The sequence below is a fragment of the Vibrio rumoiensis genome (assembly GCF_002218045.2).
GTDB classification, from domain to species: Bacteria; Pseudomonadota; Gammaproteobacteria; order Enterobacterales; family Vibrionaceae; genus Vibrio; species Vibrio rumoiensis.
Genome location: NZ_AP018686.1, coordinates 311,224 through 333,178, shown reverse-complemented (window position 1 = coordinate 333,178; position 21,955 = coordinate 311,224). Strand labels below are relative to the sequence as shown.

Annotated in this window: 19 protein-coding genes; 8 read left to right on the top strand and 11 right to left on the bottom strand. The window is 39.4% G+C overall.

Annotated features, from left to right (window positions below):
• The first annotated feature begins 32 nt into the window (after nucleotides 1-32).
• The 6 genes from VRUMOI_RS14010 to VRUMOI_RS13985 all read left to right on the top strand — a co-directional run bounded on the left by VRUMOI_RS14010 (nucleotide 33) and on the right by VRUMOI_RS13985 (nucleotide 4,399).
• Nucleotides 33-716, top strand: a complete 684-nt coding sequence (locus tag VRUMOI_RS14010) for a DUF4336 domain-containing protein (RefSeq protein WP_089139015.1) — start codon at nucleotides 33-35, stop codon at nucleotides 714-716.
• Nucleotides 717-825: 109 nt separating this feature from the next.
• A complete protein-coding gene (locus VRUMOI_RS14005; protein ID WP_089139016.1) occupies nucleotides 826-1,743 on the top strand; it encodes a DUF368 domain-containing protein in 918 nt (305 codons plus the stop codon).
• 161 nt (nucleotides 1,744-1,904) lie between these two features.
• Complete coding sequence (locus VRUMOI_RS14000) at nucleotides 1,905-2,378, top strand: hypothetical protein (protein WP_089139017.1); 474 nt, start codon at nucleotides 1,905-1,907, stop codon at nucleotides 2,376-2,378.
• The gene (locus VRUMOI_RS13995; protein WP_089139018.1) at nucleotides 2,378-2,968 is read left to right on the top strand and encodes an SCO family protein; all 591 of its coding nucleotides are present in this window, start codon (nucleotides 2,378-2,380) and stop codon (nucleotides 2,966-2,968) included. Before VRUMOI_RS14000 ends, VRUMOI_RS13995 begins: the two co-directional genes overlap by 1 nt.
• Nucleotides 2,965-3,438: a copper chaperone PCu(A)C gene (locus tag VRUMOI_RS13990; protein WP_089139019.1), complete on the top strand. Its 474-nt coding sequence runs from the start codon at nucleotides 2,965-2,967 to the stop codon at nucleotides 3,436-3,438. The genes VRUMOI_RS13995 and VRUMOI_RS13990 overlap by 4 nt, the downstream gene beginning before the upstream one ends.
• A 70-nt stretch (nucleotides 3,439-3,508) precedes the next feature.
• Nucleotides 3,509-4,399 (top strand): DMT family transporter, encoded by an 891-nt coding sequence (locus VRUMOI_RS13985; RefSeq protein ID WP_174208818.1) that lies wholly within the window; start codon nucleotides 3,509-3,511, stop codon nucleotides 4,397-4,399.
• A 74-nt stretch (nucleotides 4,400-4,473) separates the two neighbouring features.
• Here VRUMOI_RS13985 and VRUMOI_RS13980 read toward each other — a convergent pair whose 3' ends face one another.
• Nucleotides 4,474-4,710 (bottom strand): RNA recognition motif domain-containing protein, encoded by a 237-nt coding sequence (locus VRUMOI_RS13980; protein WP_027695700.1) that lies wholly within the window; start codon nucleotides 4,708-4,710, stop codon nucleotides 4,474-4,476.
• Between the two features lie 202 nt (nucleotides 4,711-4,912).
• Here VRUMOI_RS13980 and VRUMOI_RS13975 point away from each other — a divergent pair, with 202 nt between their 5' ends.
• A complete protein-coding gene (locus VRUMOI_RS13975; RefSeq protein ID WP_089139020.1) occupies nucleotides 4,913-5,491 on the top strand; it encodes a DJ-1/PfpI family protein in 579 nt (192 codons plus the stop codon).
• Nucleotides 5,492-5,594: 103 nt separating this feature from the next.
• Here the strand turns inward: VRUMOI_RS13975 and VRUMOI_RS13970 are convergent, their stop codons facing one another.
• The 4 genes from VRUMOI_RS13970 to ectA form a co-directional block, all read right to left on the bottom strand.
• Nucleotides 5,595-7,091 carry an aspartate kinase gene (locus VRUMOI_RS13970; RefSeq protein WP_089139021.1) on the bottom strand — a complete coding sequence of 499 codons (1,497 nt, stop codon included), beginning with the start codon at nucleotides 7,089-7,091 and terminating at the stop codon, nucleotides 5,595-5,597.
• Between the two features lie 177 nt (nucleotides 7,092-7,268).
• Nucleotides 7,269-7,658 (bottom strand): ectoine synthase, encoded by a 390-nt coding sequence (locus VRUMOI_RS13965; RefSeq protein ID WP_089139022.1) that lies wholly within the window; start codon nucleotides 7,656-7,658, stop codon nucleotides 7,269-7,271.
• Nucleotides 7,659-7,889: 231 nt separating this feature from the next.
• A complete protein-coding gene (gene ectB / locus VRUMOI_RS13960) occupies nucleotides 7,890-9,155 on the bottom strand; it encodes a diaminobutyrate--2-oxoglutarate transaminase (protein ID WP_089139023.1) in 1,266 nt (421 codons plus the stop codon).
• 123 nt (nucleotides 9,156-9,278) lie between these two features.
• Entirely contained in the window at nucleotides 9,279-9,824 is a 546-nt protein-coding gene (gene ectA, locus VRUMOI_RS13955) for a diaminobutyrate acetyltransferase (protein ID WP_089139024.1), read from the bottom strand.
• Between the two features lie 550 nt (nucleotides 9,825-10,374).
• On the opposite strand from ectA, the gene VRUMOI_RS13950 reads away from it, so the two are divergent.
• Complete coding sequence (locus VRUMOI_RS13950; RefSeq protein ID WP_027695694.1) at nucleotides 10,375-10,830, top strand: methylglyoxal synthase; 456 nt, start codon at nucleotides 10,375-10,377, stop codon at nucleotides 10,828-10,830.
• 65 nt (nucleotides 10,831-10,895) lie between these two features.
• Here the strand turns inward: VRUMOI_RS13950 and VRUMOI_RS13945 are convergent, their stop codons facing one another.
• The 6 genes from VRUMOI_RS13945 to tssH all read right to left on the bottom strand — a co-directional run bounded on the left by VRUMOI_RS13945 (nucleotide 10,896) and on the right by tssH (nucleotide 21,955).
• Entirely contained in the window at nucleotides 10,896-12,098 is a 1,203-nt protein-coding gene (locus tag VRUMOI_RS13945; RefSeq protein WP_089139025.1) for a type VI secretion system ImpA family N-terminal domain-containing protein, read from the bottom strand.
• Nucleotides 12,099-12,181: 83 nt separating this feature from the next.
• Nucleotides 12,182-15,736: a type VI secretion system membrane subunit TssM gene (gene tssM, locus VRUMOI_RS13940; protein WP_089139026.1), complete on the bottom strand. Its 3,555-nt coding sequence runs from the start codon at nucleotides 15,734-15,736 to the stop codon at nucleotides 12,182-12,184.
• Between the two features lie 16 nt (nucleotides 15,737-15,752).
• Nucleotides 15,753-17,171, bottom strand: a complete 1,419-nt coding sequence (tssA, locus tag VRUMOI_RS13935) for a type VI secretion system protein TssA (RefSeq protein ID WP_089139027.1) — start codon at nucleotides 17,169-17,171, stop codon at nucleotides 15,753-15,755.
• Nucleotides 17,172-17,179: 8 nt separating this feature from the next.
• A complete protein-coding gene (gene vasI, locus VRUMOI_RS13930; RefSeq protein WP_089139028.1) occupies nucleotides 17,180-17,833 on the bottom strand; it encodes a type VI secretion system-associated protein VasI in 654 nt (217 codons plus the stop codon).
• Nucleotides 17,833-19,314: a sigma-54 interaction domain-containing protein gene (locus tag VRUMOI_RS13925; protein ID WP_162598416.1), complete on the bottom strand. Its 1,482-nt coding sequence runs from the start codon at nucleotides 19,312-19,314 to the stop codon at nucleotides 17,833-17,835. The genes vasI and VRUMOI_RS13925 overlap by 1 nt, the downstream gene beginning before the upstream one ends.
• A 34-nt stretch (nucleotides 19,315-19,348) precedes the next feature.
• Nucleotides 19,349-21,955, bottom strand: coding sequence for a type VI secretion system ATPase TssH (tssH, locus tag VRUMOI_RS13920; protein WP_089139030.1), 2,607 nt, complete (start codon nucleotides 21,953-21,955; stop codon nucleotides 19,349-19,351).

Sequence of the window (21,955 nt, the reverse complement as noted above, 5' to 3'; positions counted from 1 at the left end):
GCAAAGTATTTGTTTGCAAGGAAGCAAGCCTGATGTTTACAGAATGGGAATCCAATCGAGTTTGGTACGTTGACAAGCCTTACCGTAAGTTTGGTTTAACACACATACAACGTATGGTGGTCATAAAGCTAGATAATGATGAGTTAATGCTTATCTCGCCAATTGAATTAACCACCCAATGCCAACTGGCTCTATCTAAGCTAGGCTCGGTGAAATATATTGTGTCTTCTACCCCGAGTTATCACCATCATTTGTCCGACTGGTGGCTGGCTTATTCAAAAGCCTACTTTTTTGCCACTCATGCTTTAATTGAAAAACGAACCGACCTTAACTTCGATGGCGTGTTATCAAAGCGTACTCCACCGCAATGGCAAGGCCAGATATTTCAAACCGCGATTGGCAATGATGACACTCCAAATAAAATGATCTTCTGTGATCCTTCAAGCCGTACGCTTTTCGTCAGTGATACGTTCGTTGCCATTCAATCTCATTTATCCATTGGGCAAAAATTTACATCTCTGGTACAAGGCGGGACACATCAACTACGGTTACCGTACTTGGAACGCCGTAAGTTCAAAAACAAAGCGATGTTACGAGTGTCTATTCAAGAAGTCATGACTTGGCCATTCGATCGCTTAATTACATCGAATGGATTAATGGTGGAAAAAGAAGCCAAAGAGGCATTCTACCAAGCCTTTTGGTGGGCATTTCAATAAATAAAGGCGGATTAAGGCAAGTAGAACTTTTCATTTTTCACAAACCATGCCAACCTACGCGCTGAAATTTATCCATGATTCACATGGTTATTCGTTTAGGTATTTGTTTATGAATTATTTTTGGACTTATCTTAAAGGCCTTGCAATGGGGGCAGCGGACGTTGTACCTGGTGTATCAGGCGGCACAATTGCATTCATCACTGGTATTTATGACACGCTACTAGGTAGTATTCGTAAGGTAAACCCAAGCTTATTGGGTTTATGGAAACGCGAAGGTTTTAAAGCAGTTTTACTTCATATCAATGCGGGCTTTCTAATCGCCTTATTTGGTGGGATTTTAACCAGCATTCTTACCTTAGCCAAGCTGATTTCTTGGCTCTTAGTCACCCACCCAATTCCGCTTTGGTCTTTTTTCTTTGGTTTGATTTTAATTTCCGTCGTACACATTCTTAAACAAGTAGAAGATCGACGCCTACACCATGTTATCTTTTTGCTGATTGGCGTTGCGTTTGCTTACACCATTACCGTGCTGCAACCATTAGACTTACAGCCTACGACTCTGAACTTAATTTTAGCCGGCGCCATTGCGATTTGCGCGATGATTCTACCGGGTATTTCTGGCAGCTTTATTCTATTGTTACTCGGCATTTACCCCACGATATTAACCGCCGTTAAAGAGCTGAATATTGACGTACTTGGCTTATTTGCTATTGGCGCGGTAGTCGGCTTACTGAGCTTTTCTCACCTACTGTCATGGCTATTAAACAAACACCGTTCGGTCACGTTAATCTTTTTAACCGGGTTGATGGTAGGAACATTACCGAAAATTTGGCCTTGGAAAGAAACCATTAGCTGGCGTATTAACTCTCACGGCGAGCAAGTTCCGCTTGTTCAGCACAATTTGCTACCTTATCAATTTGAACAAATTGCAGGTCAACCTTCACAAATCACACTTGCGATCGTTTGTATGATTGGCGGAATCGCGATTGTGTGGCTACTAGAAAGATTCGCGCAAAAGCAAGACTAACTATTCACGATTTTGAGTGGATCTAAGCCCAAATCGAATGCTGAACGATTTGGGCTTTTTCATAAGCGAATGTTATTCACTTCAAGAAAGTCACGTTAAGCTCTGTATCTGTTTATGCTCTGTGATAGCATCTTTCAACGCTTTCGTTATGAATCAAAATTATGGCTCACTTTCTCTCTTTACTCCCTAAAAATCGCACCAATTTCATCTGGCTGTTATTGATACCAATCGCTTTACTCACTGGTTTTTATACGCCGAGTATCATTAGTGCTATTCATTCCACTAAACATGCCGATTTACCTCTTGAGCCCTCTCAATATTGCGCACTATCAACCCAACAATGCGGGCAACAAGGAGTAGCGATAACATTAGATACTGATATCGCGAAACCGTTAAAAGCGACTCATATTGATGTGAATTGGCAAGGAAGTCAGAGTGACAAATTAATGCTGACCTTACGAGGGCTTGAAATGGATTTAGGAATTGTGAAATTTCCTATACTCAAACAAAAAGATGGGCAGTATAAAGGCACGATTGTACTGCCCATTTGTACTTATACGAAAATGACCTGGATTGGTACATTGACCGACCAACAAGGTAATAAAGTTTATACCTCTATCAGGATGGAAAAATAATGAAGAAATCATGGATTGTTATACTGATACTTGCTTTCGCTCTAGGCGTAACGCTTAACTTATTTTTACAAAACGACAGCGCCCAAACCAAACAAACCACAACATTGACACTTGAAGGTCAAGCAAATAAAGAGGTCGATATTTTTGCCACTGATGATCCGCGCATTCGTATTATTTACTTTGGTTTCACTCGCTGTCCAGATGTCTGTCCGACTTCGCTTGCTATGCTATCTGCTGCGTTAAAACAGATTGATCCAAAATATTTAAACAATATTCGCCCAATGTTTATTACGCTCGATCCGGAACGAGATTCTGGCGATGACGCTCAAAAGTACGCACATTACTTCCATCCAGCCATCGAAGGGTATTCCGGCTCATTGCAAACCATCACATCACTTGCCAAGCAATATGGTGTGATCTTTCAGAAGACAGAGTTAGCCGATTCAGCACTAGGCTATACTATCGACCACAGCTCTTATTTTTACTTTGTAAAATCTGACGGTTCATTACTTAAAAAAGTACCACACACATTAAACCCTCAGCCCTTAATTTTAGCGATTCAGCAACTTGAAAAGGAAAACTCGCAATGAAAAAAATCTCCATTCTATTTTCAACGCTATGTGTCAGTCTCTCTGCCTTTGCTCACGATGGTTTAAAATACGATGAACCTTATGCTCGAGCAACACCACCTAACGCTGTTAATAGTGCAATATTCATGACCATTGAAAACCATATGGATGCTGAGCGAACGCTGATTTCAGCTACAACAGAGATTGCTGATAAAGCTGAGCTGCACACCGTTGAAAAAGATGGCGACTTGATGAAAATGCGACAAGTAGACCAGATCATTTTACCGGCTCACGGCCAAGTCATATTAAAGCCTGGTAGCTATCACATCATGCTATTGAATGTAAAACAGCCACTAGTTGAAGGGGATAACATTCATGTGACGTTAGGTTATGCTAATGGAGAAACGGAAAGCCTTGAAGTGCCAGTTAAAAAAGTAATGGCGGGAATGAAACAAATGGCTCAAAGCGACAGTGAGCATGGCCACCATTAATCGGTAATCATTAAGAAGGTGGAGAACACTTAGCCTTCCCTTCTTACTTTTATAAAAAGAGAAACGTCGAGTGAAGGCAGCAAAAACGAATCACCAATATCAACTTATCAGCCTTATTTTCATCTTATTTGCTTTAATCGCTTTCGCGGCAAACTCAGTGCTTGCTCGTCTTGCTTTAATCAATAGTCATATCGACCCTCTCAGCTTTACTAGCCTACGTCTATTATCTGGTGCGATCATGTTGGCCATTTTAGTCATGATAAAACGTGCATCAAAAGGCAATACAATCAAGGCACCATCTCTTGAAGGCAGCACTATATCGGCAATATTCTTATTTATTTATGCTCTCTGCTTTTCTATTGCCTATCTATCAATTAGTACTGGTACCGGCGCATTGATATTATTTGGTGCCGTGCAAATCACGATGATTATTTACCAATTATTAAAAGGTAATAAGCTTAAATGGGTCGAGTGGATGGGAATATTATTGGCCTTTTCAGGATTTATCTACTTGGTAATGCCGAGTCTATCTACCCCCTCTTTTAGCGGATTTCTATTAATGGCAATTGCAGGGGCAGCTTGGGCTGGTTATACCATACGAGGAAAAGCTTGCGCGGATCCATTAAGTGATACGGCTGGTAATTTTATACGTAGCTTGCCTTTATGTGTTCTGGTGGTTTTCTATATTTTAGCGACTCAACATACGCTAACAACGGAAGGTATTACGCTTGCAATAGTATCAGGGGAGATCACATCTGGGGTGGGTTACGCGGTTTGGTATGTGGCATTAAAAGGATTAACATCAACTCAGGCTGGGGTCATACAATTGTTGGTGCCAGTAATTGCAGCATTAGGCGGTGTCGTTTTTCTACAAGAGCCCATCACACTCTCTTTTGTTTTGGCATCGAGTATGATCCTAGTAGGAATATTGATGATGACACTACAGAAGAAGCAAAGATAATCGGCCAGTTTATAAGGAGAATCTATGCTCGTAATATGAATGACTACGAGCATATTCAATCAATCAAATATGAACTAGCTCGCGACTTTTACTTTGATTTTGCTCTTATCAATCTCTTTGCCATTTAATGCGAACATTGCTGTTTTTGCTTGATCAAGATCTGGCATATAAACAAAGCCAAAACCTTTTGATTGGCCTGTTTCTTGGTCCAAAACTAAGGTGCACTCACCAACTTCACCAAATTCTTCAAACAATTTACGCATTTCAATTTCGGTCGTTTGGCGAGCAAGATTTCGGACTAAAAGCTTCATAGCATTTCTCTTTAATGTTGTGTACTGAATTGAGGTTTATATATATGTATACCTACTTCTAATAATGACACAGAAAACAAATTAGGTATGTTTTAATCTTCCCATTATCGATATTTCATTGTAAAAAGAAGTGAAAGGTTCTTCTCTCGGACAGAATTTAACCTATCGAGTCAACCGGTTCTCAATCAAGGATGAATAAATAATGAATATTGGTATTTATATTTATGATAATGCAGAGGTTCTGGATTTCTCAGGACCTTATGAAGTGTTTACTACCGCGAATAGAGTATGTAGTCCTCCACCTTTTCACGTATTCTTAATCGCAGAAAGCCTAGCCCCCGTACAAGCTCGCTCAGGATTTAATGTACTGCCTCATTATGATATTTCCAACCATCCTAAATTAGATGTTTTGATGGTGGTTGGTGGTGATCATACTCAAGAAGTGAATAATGAAGTTGTACTGGATTGGATCGCCCAGCAAAGCCAAAGTGCTCCCTTAGTCACCTCGGTTTGTACTGGCGCGTTTTTGCTGGCTAAGTCTGGTGCCCTTCAACACCATAAAGCCACCACACATTGGGAAGACATTGCTGATTTACGCCAGCAATTTCCAATGCTACAAGTACAAGAGAATGTCCGTTGGGTAAAAGATGAGAATCGAATTAGTTCTGGTGGTATCTCAGCAGGGATTGATATGAGCTTATTTATTGTAAGTGAATTGACCAGTATTGAAACGGCCGAAGCAACCGCGAAGCAAATGGAGTTCCGCTGGCAGCGTAATTAGCCGATTCCTCTCAATTAAAAAACAATGTGAAACACTAAAAAGCCCCTGTCATTTTCATAAACAGGGGCTTCATTTTATATTTCAGCTTTAAACTAAAACAGAACTATGCGGCTTTTTCTTTGTCAGCTTTCACTTCGTCAATAAACTCTTCATGTAAAGTACAAATCGCGGCTTCATAGTTTTCATCATCCACCACAAATTGCACATCGACATTACGCATTGATGAGTGCGCTGCTCGTGGCGTAATATCTTGGTTCATCAATGAAATCATACCGTGACTTAACGCCTTATTGGTATCAATTGATGCACCAATCACAGAAATTAACGCCACCATTTTGCCGGTAATTTTGGCATTCGGGAACGCTTTTTCAGCACGTGAAAGTACCTTGTTTTTACTTTTCGAATTACCACTCAAGTAATAAGTGATCGAGTTAGCGTTCATCTCTTTACCGACAAGCTGCACTCGCTCATCATTAATGATTTCCATTAACTCATAACCGACATTATCCGCTTGGCCAACCATTGCTTGATCAAAGATATGTAATGCAAAGACCTTGTTACGGCCGGCAATAATTTCCACTTTATCGGTATTACCAGCATAGCTGTGCGGATTAAACTCATGAGAAATCAACGTCCCTTTATGTTCAGGCTCAAACGTATTTTTAATCACTAATTCAATACCACTACGACGTAAACCTGAAGCAGCATTAGGGTGAATCGCTTCCATGCCTAAGTTCGCGAGTTGATCGGCAACATCATAGTTAGTTTGTCCCATTGGACGCACTTTTTCAGGGCCAACAATACGTGGGTCCGCGGTACTTAAATGATACTCTTTATGAATCACCGCTTGCTTCGCTTTTGAAAGTACCGCTAAACGGCTAAATGTCATTTCACTGTAACCACGGTCGTAGGTTTTCATTAACCCTTCGGCGCAATATACGTAACCTGTCACGATCGGTAACTCTTTCGACACATCAATATCTTCTAGTGCACGCTCAATCACTCGGTCAAGATTACTTGAAGCATCTTTCCCTTCAACTTGCGGCTCGAGATCCCAACCAGACAAATCGACAAACCTGGCGTTAACATCAAGAGTGTTTAGCTTCAAACAAGTATTGTAGGCACTATGTGCTTCACCGATGGAAGATAAAAACTCTCGGATTTGCGGCAAATAATGCTGCATTGAAAACTGACCGTATTGGCAAGTTTCCATAATATTATTAATACAGTTTGTCGCTTGTGCGATGCGATCTTTAATGAAATTATCGGCACGACGACGGCTAATTGGATCTGCGAACATATTTTCATTTATCAACAACATGCGTTGTTCAAGTTCTTCCATTGCTTCGACCCAAGCATCATCACGGTTTTCCACTAGGCGATAAATGCCCGGCTTACCAGAACGTTTACATTCCAATAAAGCATCGGTAATGCCACCATAAGCCGATACGACAAACATTCTGTTATAAGGGTTTTCTGGGCGAAGTAAGATGTTATCAAGAACAGCATCGAATGCTGACATTGATGTACCGCCAATTTTTTCAACGGTATGGTTTGAGTTTTGAATATTGGCAGTGTGGCTTCTATTTGAAGAAGTCAAAATGGGCTCCTTTTAAAGATCAATTAATTTAATTATTTCAATTTATATTTCAGTTTCTAGGTGCTAGTCCCTAGTAACTAGGCTTTGCCGCTGGTTCTACATCAACAAAGCGGCAGTATTATCAGCGTTGTTCGTTCAACGACCCGAGACAACTTCTAGAAACTAGGGACCCGTAACCTATTCTTCCACTAATGGATATACACCATCTTTATCATGGGTTTCTGCACCCGTTAATGGTGGGTTAAAGACACATGCCATTACCATGTCTGCACCTTCATAGGCACGCAATTGATGGTTATCGTGCTGATCTAAGATATATAAAGTGCCCGGTTTAATTGGGTACGTTTTACCGCCAATCACTTCAATCTCACCTTCACCAGAGATGCAGTACACAGACTCTAAGTGATTTTTATAGTGAATATGGGTATCGGTTCCCGCATAAATGTTGGTAATGTGAAACGAAAATCCCATCTTATCTTCTTTAAGTAGCATACGAACACTTTCCCAAGTATCCGCAACGACGCGACGTTCACTATTTCGACATTCTTCTAATGTTCTTACAATCATGTTTTATCCTTTTTTGTCGATGTTTGTTTTAACAATGGATATGGTTTGATTACTTGTGATGTACATATCGTCATTGTTAGTTATGCAGTAGCAAGATTAATTACGCATTGCCAATAATTGCCAAACTGGCACTTGACTCATTGAAAGCTCGGTAAACACTTCGTTATCTTGCTGCTTTACCTGTTTCGATTTATACGTATTAACTTGATTTACTAAGCCTTTTTCATCAGTTCATGATGCCTTTTTGACCAGTTTTGCTGACACTTTTTCTACTGCATTTTCAAAAATATGAATACCTTGTTCTAACTCAGATTCACTTACGGTCAATGGACAGAAAAACTTCACCACTTCATCGTCAGGACCAGCGGTTTCAATCACCATGCCGTTAGCAAAACATTCACTTGTAATTAGATCTGAAATATCACCATTTTTACATGCGATACCTTGCATCAAACCGCGACCTTTAATTTTTTCAAACAAGTTTGAATATTGCTTCAACGCTTTATTAAGAGCTTTGTTTAACTGCTCAGCACGTTCTTTAATGTGCATTTCGAATTCATCATTGTGCCAATATGTATCGATGGCTTCCGCTGCGGTCACGAACGCATGGTTATTACCACGGAAAGTACCGTTATGCTCACCAGGAGCCCATTGGTCTAATTCAGGCTTCATTAACATGATCGCCATAGGTAGCCCATAGCCACCAATCGATTTTGACAATGTCACCATGTCTGGTTTAATGCCTGAAGGCTCAAAACTAAAGAAGGTACCCGTACGACCACAACCGGCTTGGATGTCATCGACAATCAAGAGAATGTCATTGCTTTTACAGATATTCTCTAAACGTTGTAACCACTCATTAGACGCAGCATTTAAGCCACCTTCACCTTGTACCACCTCAACAATTGCTGCAGCTGGTTTATCCAGACCCGCTGAATTATCATTAAGCATGGTTTCAAATAACGCTAAACCATCAATGTCAGCATAACCTTCATAAGGAATGCGAGTCACACCAGATAGCGGCATCGCTGCACCACCTCGGTGATGTTGATTACCCGTTGCTGCAAGTGCACCGTATGACACACCGTGGAAACCATTAGTAAACGCAACGATATTAGTGCGACCTTTTACTTTTCGAGCCAGTTTCATAGCTGACTCAACAGCGTTAGTCCCTGTTGGACCTGTAAATTGGACTTTGTATTCCAAATCACGTGGCTTCAAAATTTTGTCGTTCAAGCTTTCTAAGAAACGACCTTTTGCTTGTGAGTGCATATCAAGACCGTGGGTTAAACCATCTTGGTCGATATATTCAAGCAATGCTTTTTTTAGAACAGGGTTGTTGTGGCCGTAGTTCAATGAACCTGCACCGGCAAGAAAATCTAAGTAGCGATCTCCGTCTTCGGTATGTAGCCAGCAACCTTTCGCAGAAGAAAATACTACGGGGAAATTATTGGCATAACATTGAACGTTTGATTCGTGCTTTTTAAAGATATTCATGATTTGTCCTGTCTATCCATCCTATGTATTTATCTCGGCTGAGCGAATCCCAACCAAGAATTTTTAAAATTTAATGCTTATGGGGTTACGTCATTTCGTGCACGTTAAGTCAATTAATGTGCATTAACTCATGGCAAGCGGAATGTGGAATAAGAATTCGCTATCATGTTCACCATCAAAATGATTTTCTTTATCTAAGAAAACACTGATGCGCCCTTCTTCACCGTCTTCACGCTCAATCTTACGGAACAAGTTCCATGAACCATGGTTGTCTTTGGTAATCGTTGTCTCGATAGCCGCAACACCTGCAACACATTCTCGCGCTAATAACGATTTGATCATGCGATAAGCCAACCCACATCCACGGCTATTTTCCGCAACTGCGACCTGCCAAATAAATAATACAGGTCGGTTAGGGTGACTAGAGGGTTTGAGATAAGCGGAAACAAAACCTGCAATCTCACCGTCCTTTTCAGCTAATACGCATGTATCGCTAAAATGTGATGCCTGCAAAAAATTGCAGTATGCAGAGTTCGTATCCAAAGGAGGACACGATTCAATCAAGGCATTGACCTGATTGCCATCGCTTATTTCGGGTTTTCTAAATGTTAACTCGTCCTGAGTTGTGGTCACTTTTTCGGGGTGTGCTACCCACGGTGCCGTAATCATCTTAGCCCTATTTTTATTTGTACACTTCTTTCTTCCATTACAACGAAACTGTCATCAAAGAAGACCTAAGTGGCGATTGATTTTTATTAATGCTAATTGTCAGATAACCAACAATTGTTTAGTGCACTAATCAATTTCGTTTTAGATAATAACGTATCAGATTATTTTATCAACCCCTTATTCTTTAAGTGAATATACACATGACAACTAAGCGCATGAAATAAAACAACTAATAACCAATACGAATAAAAAAAATCAAACACAGCAACCTTTAGGGTTGTAATCAATTGTTCAGCAAAAAATCATATCATTGTCATATTTTCTATCTTCTTGTGAACGCTCAAAAGCAGGAGGGAAAGTTTTACTCAAAGATAAATCGAGCCTGAAATTAACAATATGTAGAGACTCAAGAAAGGGAAAAAGCCTGGTTCTATTAAGCCCTAAAATTAAGGACTCAGAAGTGAACAATCGTGCTATTTTTTTTTCGATAATTAAATTATGCTGTGATTAGCACTTAATTTATTTTTATTGAACATTTAGGATGTTAACAATGAAGAAAACCATTCGCACAATGCCTGCGCACAAAAATATTGCTTTGGTTGCTCACGATCATTACAAACCAGAGTTGCTTCGCTGGGTTGTCGAAAATAAAGAGAAACTACAAAGCCATTTTCTTTACGCTACCGGCACAACAGGGAACATGTTAAGCCGAGAAACCGGCCTTGCGATCAAAAGTTTAATCAGTGGCCCGATGGGAGGCGACCAGCAACTTGGTGCTCTGATCTCTGAAGGGAAAATAGACATGATGATTTTCTTCTGGGATCCTCTTAATGCTGTGCCACACGATCCAGATGTGAAAGCGCTACTACGTATCGCTTCTGTTTGGAATATCCCCGTTGCCACCAACCGTGCAACCGCAAAATTTTTATTCAATTCAGTCTTGCTAGAACAAGAAGTCGATATTGAAATCCCAGATTATCAAGCTTATTTGAACGAGCGCTTATAATTTATAAAGCGGTTAAAGCCAAACAAGACATTAAGGCTCTTGTTTGGCTATTTTACTCTTCAAATTTAGTCTAAAACCAGCTCATCAAGCTGGGCTACCTTCCAAGTTAATGCTTCTAAACGCTGTTGTAGGATCCCCAACTCTTTACCCGCTTTTTCATTCTCACCAGATTTTAATAACTGCTCAATATAGCCAACACGAGCATATATAGGCGATAAACTCTTACTGATTTTTGTAATCGAATCGATGTCTTTCTTTACACTATTTAACTGACTTTTTTGAATGCTCAAATTGACATTCGAAAGCCTTGTCCGTAAGCCATCAAACTTATCAACCATAGCGTTAACCGATTCAATACTTTCTTTTTTCTGTGCTAACCATTGCTGCTTTAATAACGCTATATTTTGATCATCACCTATCAAAGATTCGAGTTTTTCAATATTTTCTTGTTGCTGCTTTGGTTTATTTCCAAGCCAAGAAAACGAATGGTTCGACATATTATCAGAGAGGGATTGGCTCAACGCTTGGCGCTTTTCTGCCGCTAACGGTGGTGCTGGTAACGCGTTAAACTGCAAATCATGAATAGGAAGGACAGGTTGCTTAGTCAGTAAAAAAGAAACTTGATAAGTAATCAACGCGGTAACAAGGATCACTAAGATGTAATAATGCCATTTGGTTTTAGTTCGATTCACTGCTGCAGGCAAGACGACGCCTGTGCTTTTATGGCTTTTATATTGAATTTCTAAACGATCAATATGCTCAAAAATGATGTAAGCCAGCCCATCCATATTTGCAACATGTGATGGCTGCTTTTCCGTAAAGATACTATCAATTTGCTCACAATGACGTTCACATCGATACAAATCTCGTAATTTTTCATAATTGGGCTTAAGTAATTTCATTTCTTTGATAATGCTATTGTTCACCCATTCAACCAGGTCTTTACGTTTGTTGGCATTTTTATCTTCTGCTGAAGAAATAATGAGTGACGCTGAAAGCAATTCTAAACCATTAGCTAAACCCGCTACACAATGTAACTTTGTTACCGCTACCGTGTAATAACAACATAGCAATAAATCCATCCCTGATTTTTCAGCCATCAAGGTACATTTATTTTTTACAGACTCCCAATCCGTTCCACCGGAAAAGGGGGCATTTTGTTTATTTATTTCAGCTTTAATATCATCATAAATATGACTTTTTCTAATCAAATCCGAATCACTAACAAGATTAAAAATACGATTTTCCACATACACATTGGTTGACATAATCCACACCCAAAGAAGTCAGAGTGAGGTTTCCCCCACTCTCTTTTACGCAAGTTAATTTCGAATATTTAGTGAGGCTTCATTTAATATAAATTTTCAGATAACTTAAATGACCTAAATAAATTATTGGTGAATGGATTATTGTCACTATTTGAACTCAATCGATAAACCATGCTTCCATTATCAACTGCGAACTTATAATCCACCGACTTAGAGCTTGCCGACACGACCTTAGCTTGATCCAACAAACGGAAGAAAGACCAAGAGCCTTGCTTCATAATACTGCGTGGAGAATAGCCTGTTTGTGTCGGGACTAAGGTTACTTTTGATGATGCGGTTTCTCTTAATGAGTTTGGCCAAATAAGTTCAACAACATCACGCTGTCCATGGCTATAAGTTAAGTATTGCCCATCAACATCAATCGCACTGCGTCGTTTATTACCACTTAGCACGATAGGCTGTAGTGAGAATTCAATATCCAATACACCTTTGCGATTAAAAAAGGCTTGCTGTATTTTCTTCGCTTGGGTTAATTCATCGATAACTTGTTGGTTTACAATCGAACGATTATTCCCGTCATCATTATCAATAAGGACTTTCTCATTCAAAAATAAATCTAACTGATCATTATAAAATGTATTCAAGATCCCATCTGGAGCAAAGAATTCTTCAAAATCAGACAACGCGACGTCTTTTTTCGCGGCTAACGATAATGGGTATTTACCCGCTAACTTTTCTCGATATGGCTTATACACATCTTCTTGCCAACGTACCTCAAGATAACGAATCGCTTCTTTCTTTACCACATACCAACTTTGATCCGACAACGTTTTCATCATTTGGTTTAAAGGGCTTGGTAGGCCACTCGCAACGCGGCGTAGTGTGTAAATAGGATCAATACTTTGCAGTTTCACCCGCTCTTTTGTCGCGTTTAAAGCTGACATTCCCACATTCGGTGAGTCTTGCATGGCTTTAAGGTAATCACGTAGTTGCCCTACGACATCTAACACTTCTTTTATATAAGCAGGGTTATCGCCATTAGGGTAATTCAATGCATTCAGCTCTGAAAATGGCTCATCAATCATAGAAGCGACTTTAAATTTAGGGCTCTTTAATAACGCTTCTTTTGCTGCCTTATCTGTACTTTCTGGGGAAGCGTTAAATAAATGAGTATTACTATCAACGGTTCTGAGTAAACGCTGAATCGGCTCCAAGTTGCCCATAATATTGTCAACTACGGCCACCGCATCGTTAATGTCATTAAACTTCTTAATGTTGATATGATTTAAAGCTTGTCGCCAAGTTGCCGTGTAATCGGCAATATATAAACTTCTTATTTTTTCTCTTAATACGCGTTTATCTTCTTCACTAAACTCTGCCGTTGAAGACTGGCCGAGTACCCAGCTATCAATCAAAGCTAAATTGGACACCGATTCTGATTGAGGCATGAAATAATCCTCAAAGCCTTCTTTGGTTAAAAGCTTAGGAATATAAAGCGATTGATCACTTCTTTTGCCTTTTTGGTACACCATATCAAATACAGGTCCAATTAAATTACGCAAGTTGACATCGGGTCCTAATAGAGATTTCGCACTTAATTTTAAGTTACGATAGACCCGCTCTTCATTAGGCATACGGCCAAGATCATTTTGCACACGACTAATTAGCAAATCATAAGGACGCATCAATTGATCGGCCAACTCATTACCATTACGTCGATCCTTGGTCAGATCAGTATGTTGCATCGCATACTCAAGGTGGGCTAACAACTGTCTCTGAATTTTTTGTTGGCCAGTAAACTGATGTTGCCAATATTTAGAGAAGTAATCTAAAACAAACTCAGGATGTCGACCACTCGCATCGACCATCATTCGATAAACCCTTAATGTTGCTAATTTTTGTTCATCTGATTTCGCTCGATTTAAGTCATGAATAGTATCGGCCATCAATAATGGCAAAAATTTGTACTCTAATAGGTTTAAGTAGGTTTCTTCTACTTTTGGTCCAATTGTATGCCCTTGATACAAACCTAAATCCGATACATATTTTAATTTGTCACGGAAAAAACCAAACTCTAATGTTGCTTCACGAATTTTATTTAAAGGCTCGAGCATATCTTTATGTGAGAGCATGCCCTTATTACCCAAAATGAGTACTTGATATTCATTTACTTTTTGTAAAACACTATTAGCTTGATTCACGTTTATTGAATAATACCGTTGCCAAGCAGTGACTAATAAGAAACTGGCAATGCTACAAGCTACCACTGACGTGAATATAATTCGTTTCTTTCTCTTCGCGACTTTAAAGTTATCAGAAGCAAGCCCTGCTTCCGGATAAATAATTTGATTAAATAACTTTTGAGTAAAATAAATCGTCGAGTTTTTTGCATTTTGCGCTACATTGATCGCATGCCTTAACCCATAGCGACGAGACGTTGCATTATCAAAAGCATTAATTGCCACACCTTGCTGGAAGACCGAGTTAAAATAAACTCCGCGAACTAAAGCTGAAGTCGAAAACTGATCACTACCTAGCGTCTCTTCTAATAAACGATGGATCGTATCTTTCAAGCCGGCTAATTGACGAGAAAAGCTGTACACGGCATTGCGGTCTTCACTATCGGTGAGGTTGACCATAATATAGGGTATCGCTTCGTTAATACGAGCAATAAACTCGTCGTAACTTGCCGTGTATTCCGTTAACCAATGATCCAAGTCATCCACAGAGTCTAGAGAGAAGGTAAAACCAAGCACTTCTTCGCGTTTTTCTTTGGTGTAATTGCGAAAGAAAGGTTCGAAACCATGTAATAAATCAAACTTAGTAAAAGAAACGTAAACTGGCAGCCTAGTCGACAGCGTTTCCATCAATTCACGTAAGCGAGTACGTAATAAATTCGCATAGGCTTTTCGTTCTGATTCGGTCGATTTCGCAAGGTGTGCAATATCAATGGCCAGCACAATGCCATTTAATGGCCTACGATTGCGCGTTTTTTCTAACCAATGCGTAAAATGTACCCACAACCTACGCGATAATTCAGGGTCAACACCGTTACCAAGACCACCTTGAGTCAATAATTCACCATCAGGATCAATTAAGACAGATTCATCGCCAATCCACCAATCAAAGCTGTATGGATTACCACTTTTTTGGTGAGATGCACGCATAACGGAAGAAAACACGAAACTTTGACCTGAACGATTGATTAAGCTTGTTTTACCGGCATTTTCCAAACCCAGTACTAAATACCAAGGGAGCGAATAAAGGTAATTGCTCTTATTTAAGCTCGACTTCATCGTCTGCATCACTTGGTTTAATTCTAGCTCTTGGCGCTCTTCAAACTGAAGTAGAGGATCGGCCTTTAGTTCTAATGAGCGCTTTTCATCTTCTCTGATTCGGTTCAGTTTTCTCCATTGCCATAGTCCCCATAATGAAAAGCATATTAATGAAAATACCACGCAAGCCACAACGCGAGCCGTCAATGAAGATAACGGTTGTTGCTTATTGATTGTTAGCCACGGGCCCATCCACCAAATCGCAACATTGATGAGAATAAAAAGGCTGAATAATAAAATTGGCATTGCCGCTGTTATCGCAGGCTTAAGCTTCTGACCAATCCCTGTTATCATTTTCCACATATAACCACTACCTTAATTATTTAATATTATTAACACTTTTGAGCTTTTCTATAAGCGAGGGCTCCCAGTCACTGAGGCTCATAGACATGATCTGCTCATACAATGCGCGATATTGTTCACTCGCTACCGCAGTGAGTTTGTTCTCTTCTAATAAATCAGCCAGTAAGCACTGCCAATAAAATTTATCCCTTGGTTCAACGGCACTTTCTAGGCCATCATTGACACTAGAAATCGCCACTGTCACGCCAGCCTCTTTAGCCAAGTATTTAATTTGTTCATACTTTTCTTGCCAATTACTTATTCCACCCTGAGCCGCTCCCTGAGTTGCTGAATCAATCCATTGCTGAGTCTCATCAGAAACAAACGGGGAACCATCTTTGAATTTCAATTCCAGTAACTGAGGTAACCGGGCAATAAATTGCTTTGTCTCATCTTTTATTGCCTCAGCCCAGTCAGACTGTTCAAGAGATTCGGCAATTTTAAAACTGAGAAACTGTCCATCGATCCAATAAGGTGCAAGCGTCAAACTTTGTTCAACTTTGCGCCATAAAGCGACATCAGGATGAGACATACCATCGGTATATTCTTTTAATCGCTCACCTTGAATGCTGCGTAATTGCGTTTCTCCAGATTGGTTATGCTCAGGTGGAGAATCAATCCCACTCCATACGGCATAACGTCGAGTCCTAATAGAAAGTGGGGTGCCATAATCTTGCTCTGATAGAAACTCTGCTACTTTGAGAAGCGTTTGCTTGATAGATTGCCCACTATAAGCATCAAACGTTAATGGATTATTAGCCTGGATATTCACGACCGTAGAATTTCCAAGATTGGGGTTTTCAGAAGACGTGCTTTGAGATTGATTCGCCAATGGCGCTCTCTCTTCACTGTCTTTTAATTTGGTCTTAATTCTTTGGTCAAGAAACTGCACTGAATCGGAATCTAGTTCATTGTTAATAACGGCAGCATGCCAATCATTAAACGCTTGCAGTAATAGCTCTCTTCCTGCTGAATCGAAGAGTGAAAAATCAAACTTATCAATAAGCAGATCAAATCGTTGTAACAGTAAGCTAAAGAATTTACGGCGAGGCAATTTGCCTCTGTCGCCAGGAGAAGGGTAACTTTCTCGCCAAAACTCTCGCATAAAATCACCAAAGACAAACACCGAAAGCGTGAACCGTTCTGGTGTCGTTTGGTGGTGTAAACACTGTATAAGATGAATCAGCAGCTTAATGTCTTTGGTTTTATCCTTTAGCAGCTGCAGAATATTCTTTTCTACTTCGCTCCATTGCACAGAAGCATGAGATAAAGAACCCACTTTCATCATTTGATCATCAATAAATTCATATAATGGGTCGTCATATAAACGCTCCCCTACACGAAGCTCTCCTGCAATAGGAGTTGCAATAATTTTCCGATATTCGGTTATGTTCATAACATGCCTTACCAATGACAGCTTTTACGTAAAGGAATAAATATCTTCGACAAGTTTTGAGTATTAAATTTAAGACCATTGATTGTGGTGATATCAGAGTGCAACTCAATCATTGGAGAAGAAGATATTTTTTTCATCAAATCAATTGCCAACAGCCCTCTAGCGCTGCTAAGAACAAAACCAGAATCATCGGTTCGCCATAGACTAGGTGAAAAGGTGTTGGCAGAAATATTGACGCGGGCTTGAGTCACACCCTTACGTAATAACAAATCCAAGCGACTAATATTATCAACGCAGCTCAACATCAATATAGGTGCCACTTCCCCATCAACGTTAATAGCAGGCAACGTGACCCAAATATCTGCTGGATTATCGGTATTTGGGGTGGATATTAAGGCAAGTGATTCACTGTTTGCTCGTTGCTTTTCTAACTCTATGCCTCGAGACCATATTTCTGGTTTCACCTCTTGTAATGCCTCAATATCAGGTAAAGAAGTATTAAAGATACGATCAAAGCAATCTAAACGTTCAAGACGAGCCGTCACTTTTGTGCACTCTTTCGCTTGATTTAAAAGCGCACTTTGATCCGCGCGAACTTTACTAACAAGTGGTAACTGAATGAAAAGCATTATTACCATTAGCGTTTTAAACGAGTTAGCCATCAAGATATCTCCAGCTTTTGGCACTTATAAGTTAATGTTCGAAGAGGTATGCCTAAACTTTTTGCTGTCTTCGTTTTATTTCCAAGACACGTTTTCAAGCGCCCATTAATCACTTTAGATTCAAACTCATTAAGAATTTCATCCAAGTTCCTTGAATCTAAAATGACTTCATCATTATCAAATAAAGATAAAGCATTAGAATTATCTGCAATGCAGGATAGTGAAATAGGTTGCCCGTCTTCGACTTGAGAACAAGACAGATCAATCATACTTTTTAACTCTCTAACATTACCTGGAAACTCTAATTTCTTAAGATAATCTAAAGAGGACCTAGTCAAATAACCAACATCTCGTTGATAACTTTCATTATATTTATCGATGAAATGTTCACTTAATATTTCTATATCATCTTTCCTTTCAATTAAAGCGGGAAGAGATATTGGGCATTGCATCAATCGATAATATAAATCAGGGCGGAATTCTTTCGCTTTTATCTTTTCTTTCAAATTAATATGAGTCGCTGAAATTAATCTAAAATTAGATGTCAGCTCTTTTTTCCCACCTAACGGACGAAAACTTTTCGTTTCAATAACACGCAATAGTTTTGATTGAAGGTGTACCGGCATATCACCGATTTCATCCAAAAATAACGTTCCTTGGTCCGCTTGTTCAATCAAACCAGCATGATAAGAATCCGCACCAGAAAATGCCCCTTTCTCATAACCAAATAATTCGCTTTCTAATAGGTTTTCAGGTATCGCAGAGCAATTAATGGCGATGAATTGCCCCTTGTTATAAGACGATATTTGATGAATCGCTTTGGCAACGACTTCTTTGCCAGTACCAGTGTCGCCATGGATCATAACCGATAACGGCGATTCTGCTGCCGCGACGATTTTCTTTTTCACTTCGACCATGGCAGAGCTGCCACCGATTAAAGTGGAAGATAAATCCAATAGTTTTTGACTTTGCTGGTTCACTTTTCTTTCTATCGTAAGCGTTTCCGATAAAGTTTGCTTTTCTAAATCAACCTTTTTTAAATCTTTAAGAAGCTTCCATTGGGCGCCATACGCATCAACGTACAATTTAAATTCGGATACAAATTTAATTTTCTCTAAGTTATCGGAATCACCAAATAAAACGAGTAAAGAAGGGCCGGATTCTTTAGCACATGATAAAGGATAAATTAAGCAGGCTTGGCCCATTCTTAGCTGAGAAGCTAATTTTTTAAACTCGTTATTTCCTTGCCAATAAATAAGCTCACTTTGTAATATGAGCTTATGTTTATTGTCGTGTAATACATGAGCAAAAGGAGTGTCAAAGTCCATTACAGACCACGTAAAACCTTCATCATGACCGTTATAAATAAGTTCTCGCCCGTTATCACTTAATTCAAGAATAAAGGACTGACTAATATCTAATGTTTGTGTCAAACAATTAATGAATGTCTTAGATAGACTGCTCGCATCTCTTAACTTCATTAATTCTGTTATCGAGACTAGCCATGGACTCATACTACTTAACCTCTCCAACAAACTCACCATCACGAATAAACATCGATATATGTGTAATATCTTCTTTATCGACTAATTTATTGAGCAGTGCGAGTGAGATTGGTGGTAATAATTGCCCATCAATAATAGCTTCTAACATACGAGCGCCATTTTCAGATCGGTTGGCCCGATTTAAAATCTCGTCGATAAGATCGCTTTCAATATAGACACTAGCGCCATAGCGTTTTTTAAATAAATGCTCTAGACGTGACAATTTACCTTTAATAATCTCAGAAAGAACATCTCTCGATAATGGTAAATAAGGAATCGTTTCCATCCGAGCAAGCAAGGCTGGTTTAAAAAATGCCGCTAACTCAGGGTATAATTGTTCGTCTAATTCTTCAGCATTATCCGCGTTATCAACAATAGTTTGATAACCTAAATTAGAGGTTAAGAAGAACACCACATTTTGACAGTCAATTAATCGGCCTTCACCATCGGCGAGCTCCCCCTTATCAAAAGCTTGATAAAAGATGTTTAACACTTCTGGATGTGCTTTTTCTACTTCATCAAGTAACACAACCGAATACGGCATTTTACGTATTGATTCCGTTAAGACGCCACCTTCACCATAACCAACATAACCAGGTGGTGAGCCAATTAAACGAGAAACAGTATGCTTCTCTTGATATTCTGACATATTAATTGTCGTGAGAAATTGCTTACCACCGTATAACTGCTCAGCAAGCTGGACAACCGTTTCAGTTTTGCCCACACCACTAGGCCCAACGAGCAAGAAAGCACCTTTAGGTCTACCTGCACGTCTTAAGTCCGCTCTTGCGGTCAACAAATGTTTATGTATTTGTTTAATTGCAGCATCTTGACCTTTAATGGTTTCGCCTAATATTTCAACAAGGTTGGTGATCTTATATAACTCATCGGTATTCATTTGATTAACAGGAACACCAGTCCAATCAGCCACCACCTCTGCAATTTGCTGAGCGGTAACATGTGGGTGAATTAAACGTTCATCATGCTCAATCAATTCCAATTGTTGATATTTATCTTGAAGTTCTAATTTTAGATTTAGCGATTCGCCATCTAATAAACCGACCTCTTCATTGGCAATAAATTGAGACCTTAAGGACAAAATATCATTAACCAACTCTTGTTGAGTCTTCCACTTAGTCTCTAACTCTTCTTTTTCTGCATTATCTTTTTCTTGCAGAGTTAACAGCTCATCCAGTCGCGCTTGATCTGGCTCTTGACCTAGATAAATTGAGCGTTCAATCATGCCAATTTCTAATTGCCTTTGATGGGCTAATGTCGATAAAGTCGCAATACGCTTTGGAGGTACGGCTAAATTAATTGCAATACGAGCACAAGCCGTATCAAGAACATCAATAGCTTTATCCGGTAATTGACGCCCTGAAATATAGCGAGCAGATAACTCAGCGGCTGCTTTTAATGCGTCATCAGTAATTAATACGTTGTGTGATTTTTCATAAACCGCGTTCAAACCTCGCAAAATATCAATCGCTTGATCGATCGTTGGTTCATCCAACTTAACTAATTGAAAACGTCGAGTTAATGCAGGGTCTTTTTCAAAATATTTTTTATATTCTTTCCACGTGGTTGCCGCAATTGCACTTAACTCACCACGAGCTAACGCTGGCTTCAATAAATTTGCTGCGTCGCTGCCACCTTCTTGGTTGCCAGAACCAATCAGCGTATGTGCTTCATCAATAAATATAATGATCGGTTTACTGGAAGATTTAACATTTTCAATGACACCTTGTAAGCGCTTTTCAAATTCCCCTTTAACGGAAGCTCCAGCTTGCAACAAACCTAAATCTAAAGACCACAAATCAACCTCTTTAAGCTGATCGGGAACTTGGCCACTAGCAATTCTTAATGCCATACCTTCAATGATTGCACTTTTACCGACGCCTGCATCCCCCACCACAATAGGGTTGTTTTTACGACGTCGGCATAAGATATCAATCATCAAATTAAGCTCGTCGTCTCGACATAACACAGGATCTAGCTCACCATTTCGCGCCGATTCTGATACATTTTTACAATAACGACTTAAATAATCGGAAGAAGAAGCGCTTGATAAAACCGAACGGTTTGATTTTTGAGTCACTACCTCGGTTTCTGATGAATTCGTTAAAATAGCATCAAATTCCTTTGTTAACGCCTCTCGATTTATCCCATCAAAAACAGGAATAATATTCAGCGTTAAATAACGTTCTTTACGTAAAAGAGCCGCTAAAAAAATCGCACCTGAACGCAATTGTTGTTGGTTAAGCTCAGTGGTAGACAGTAACCAAGCCTCTTGCAATAACTCGACCAAAAGAGGAGAAAACGAAGGATACGTATCGAGTTGGCCTTCCGATTGAGAGCCTACACTCAATTTTTCTTTTAAAGGTAAAATATCAATATTCGCTTGCTTTAAAATAAGCCTGACATCGGAAATAGGGTTATCAAGTAAAACCCCTAAAAGATGCTCAACGGTTATTTCTGAACTTTGTTTTTCGATACATAAAGAAGCAGCCTGCTCTAAAGCGAACTTTGTCTGATCATTTAATTTAGAAATTATTGTCGATAATTCAATACGGAGCAT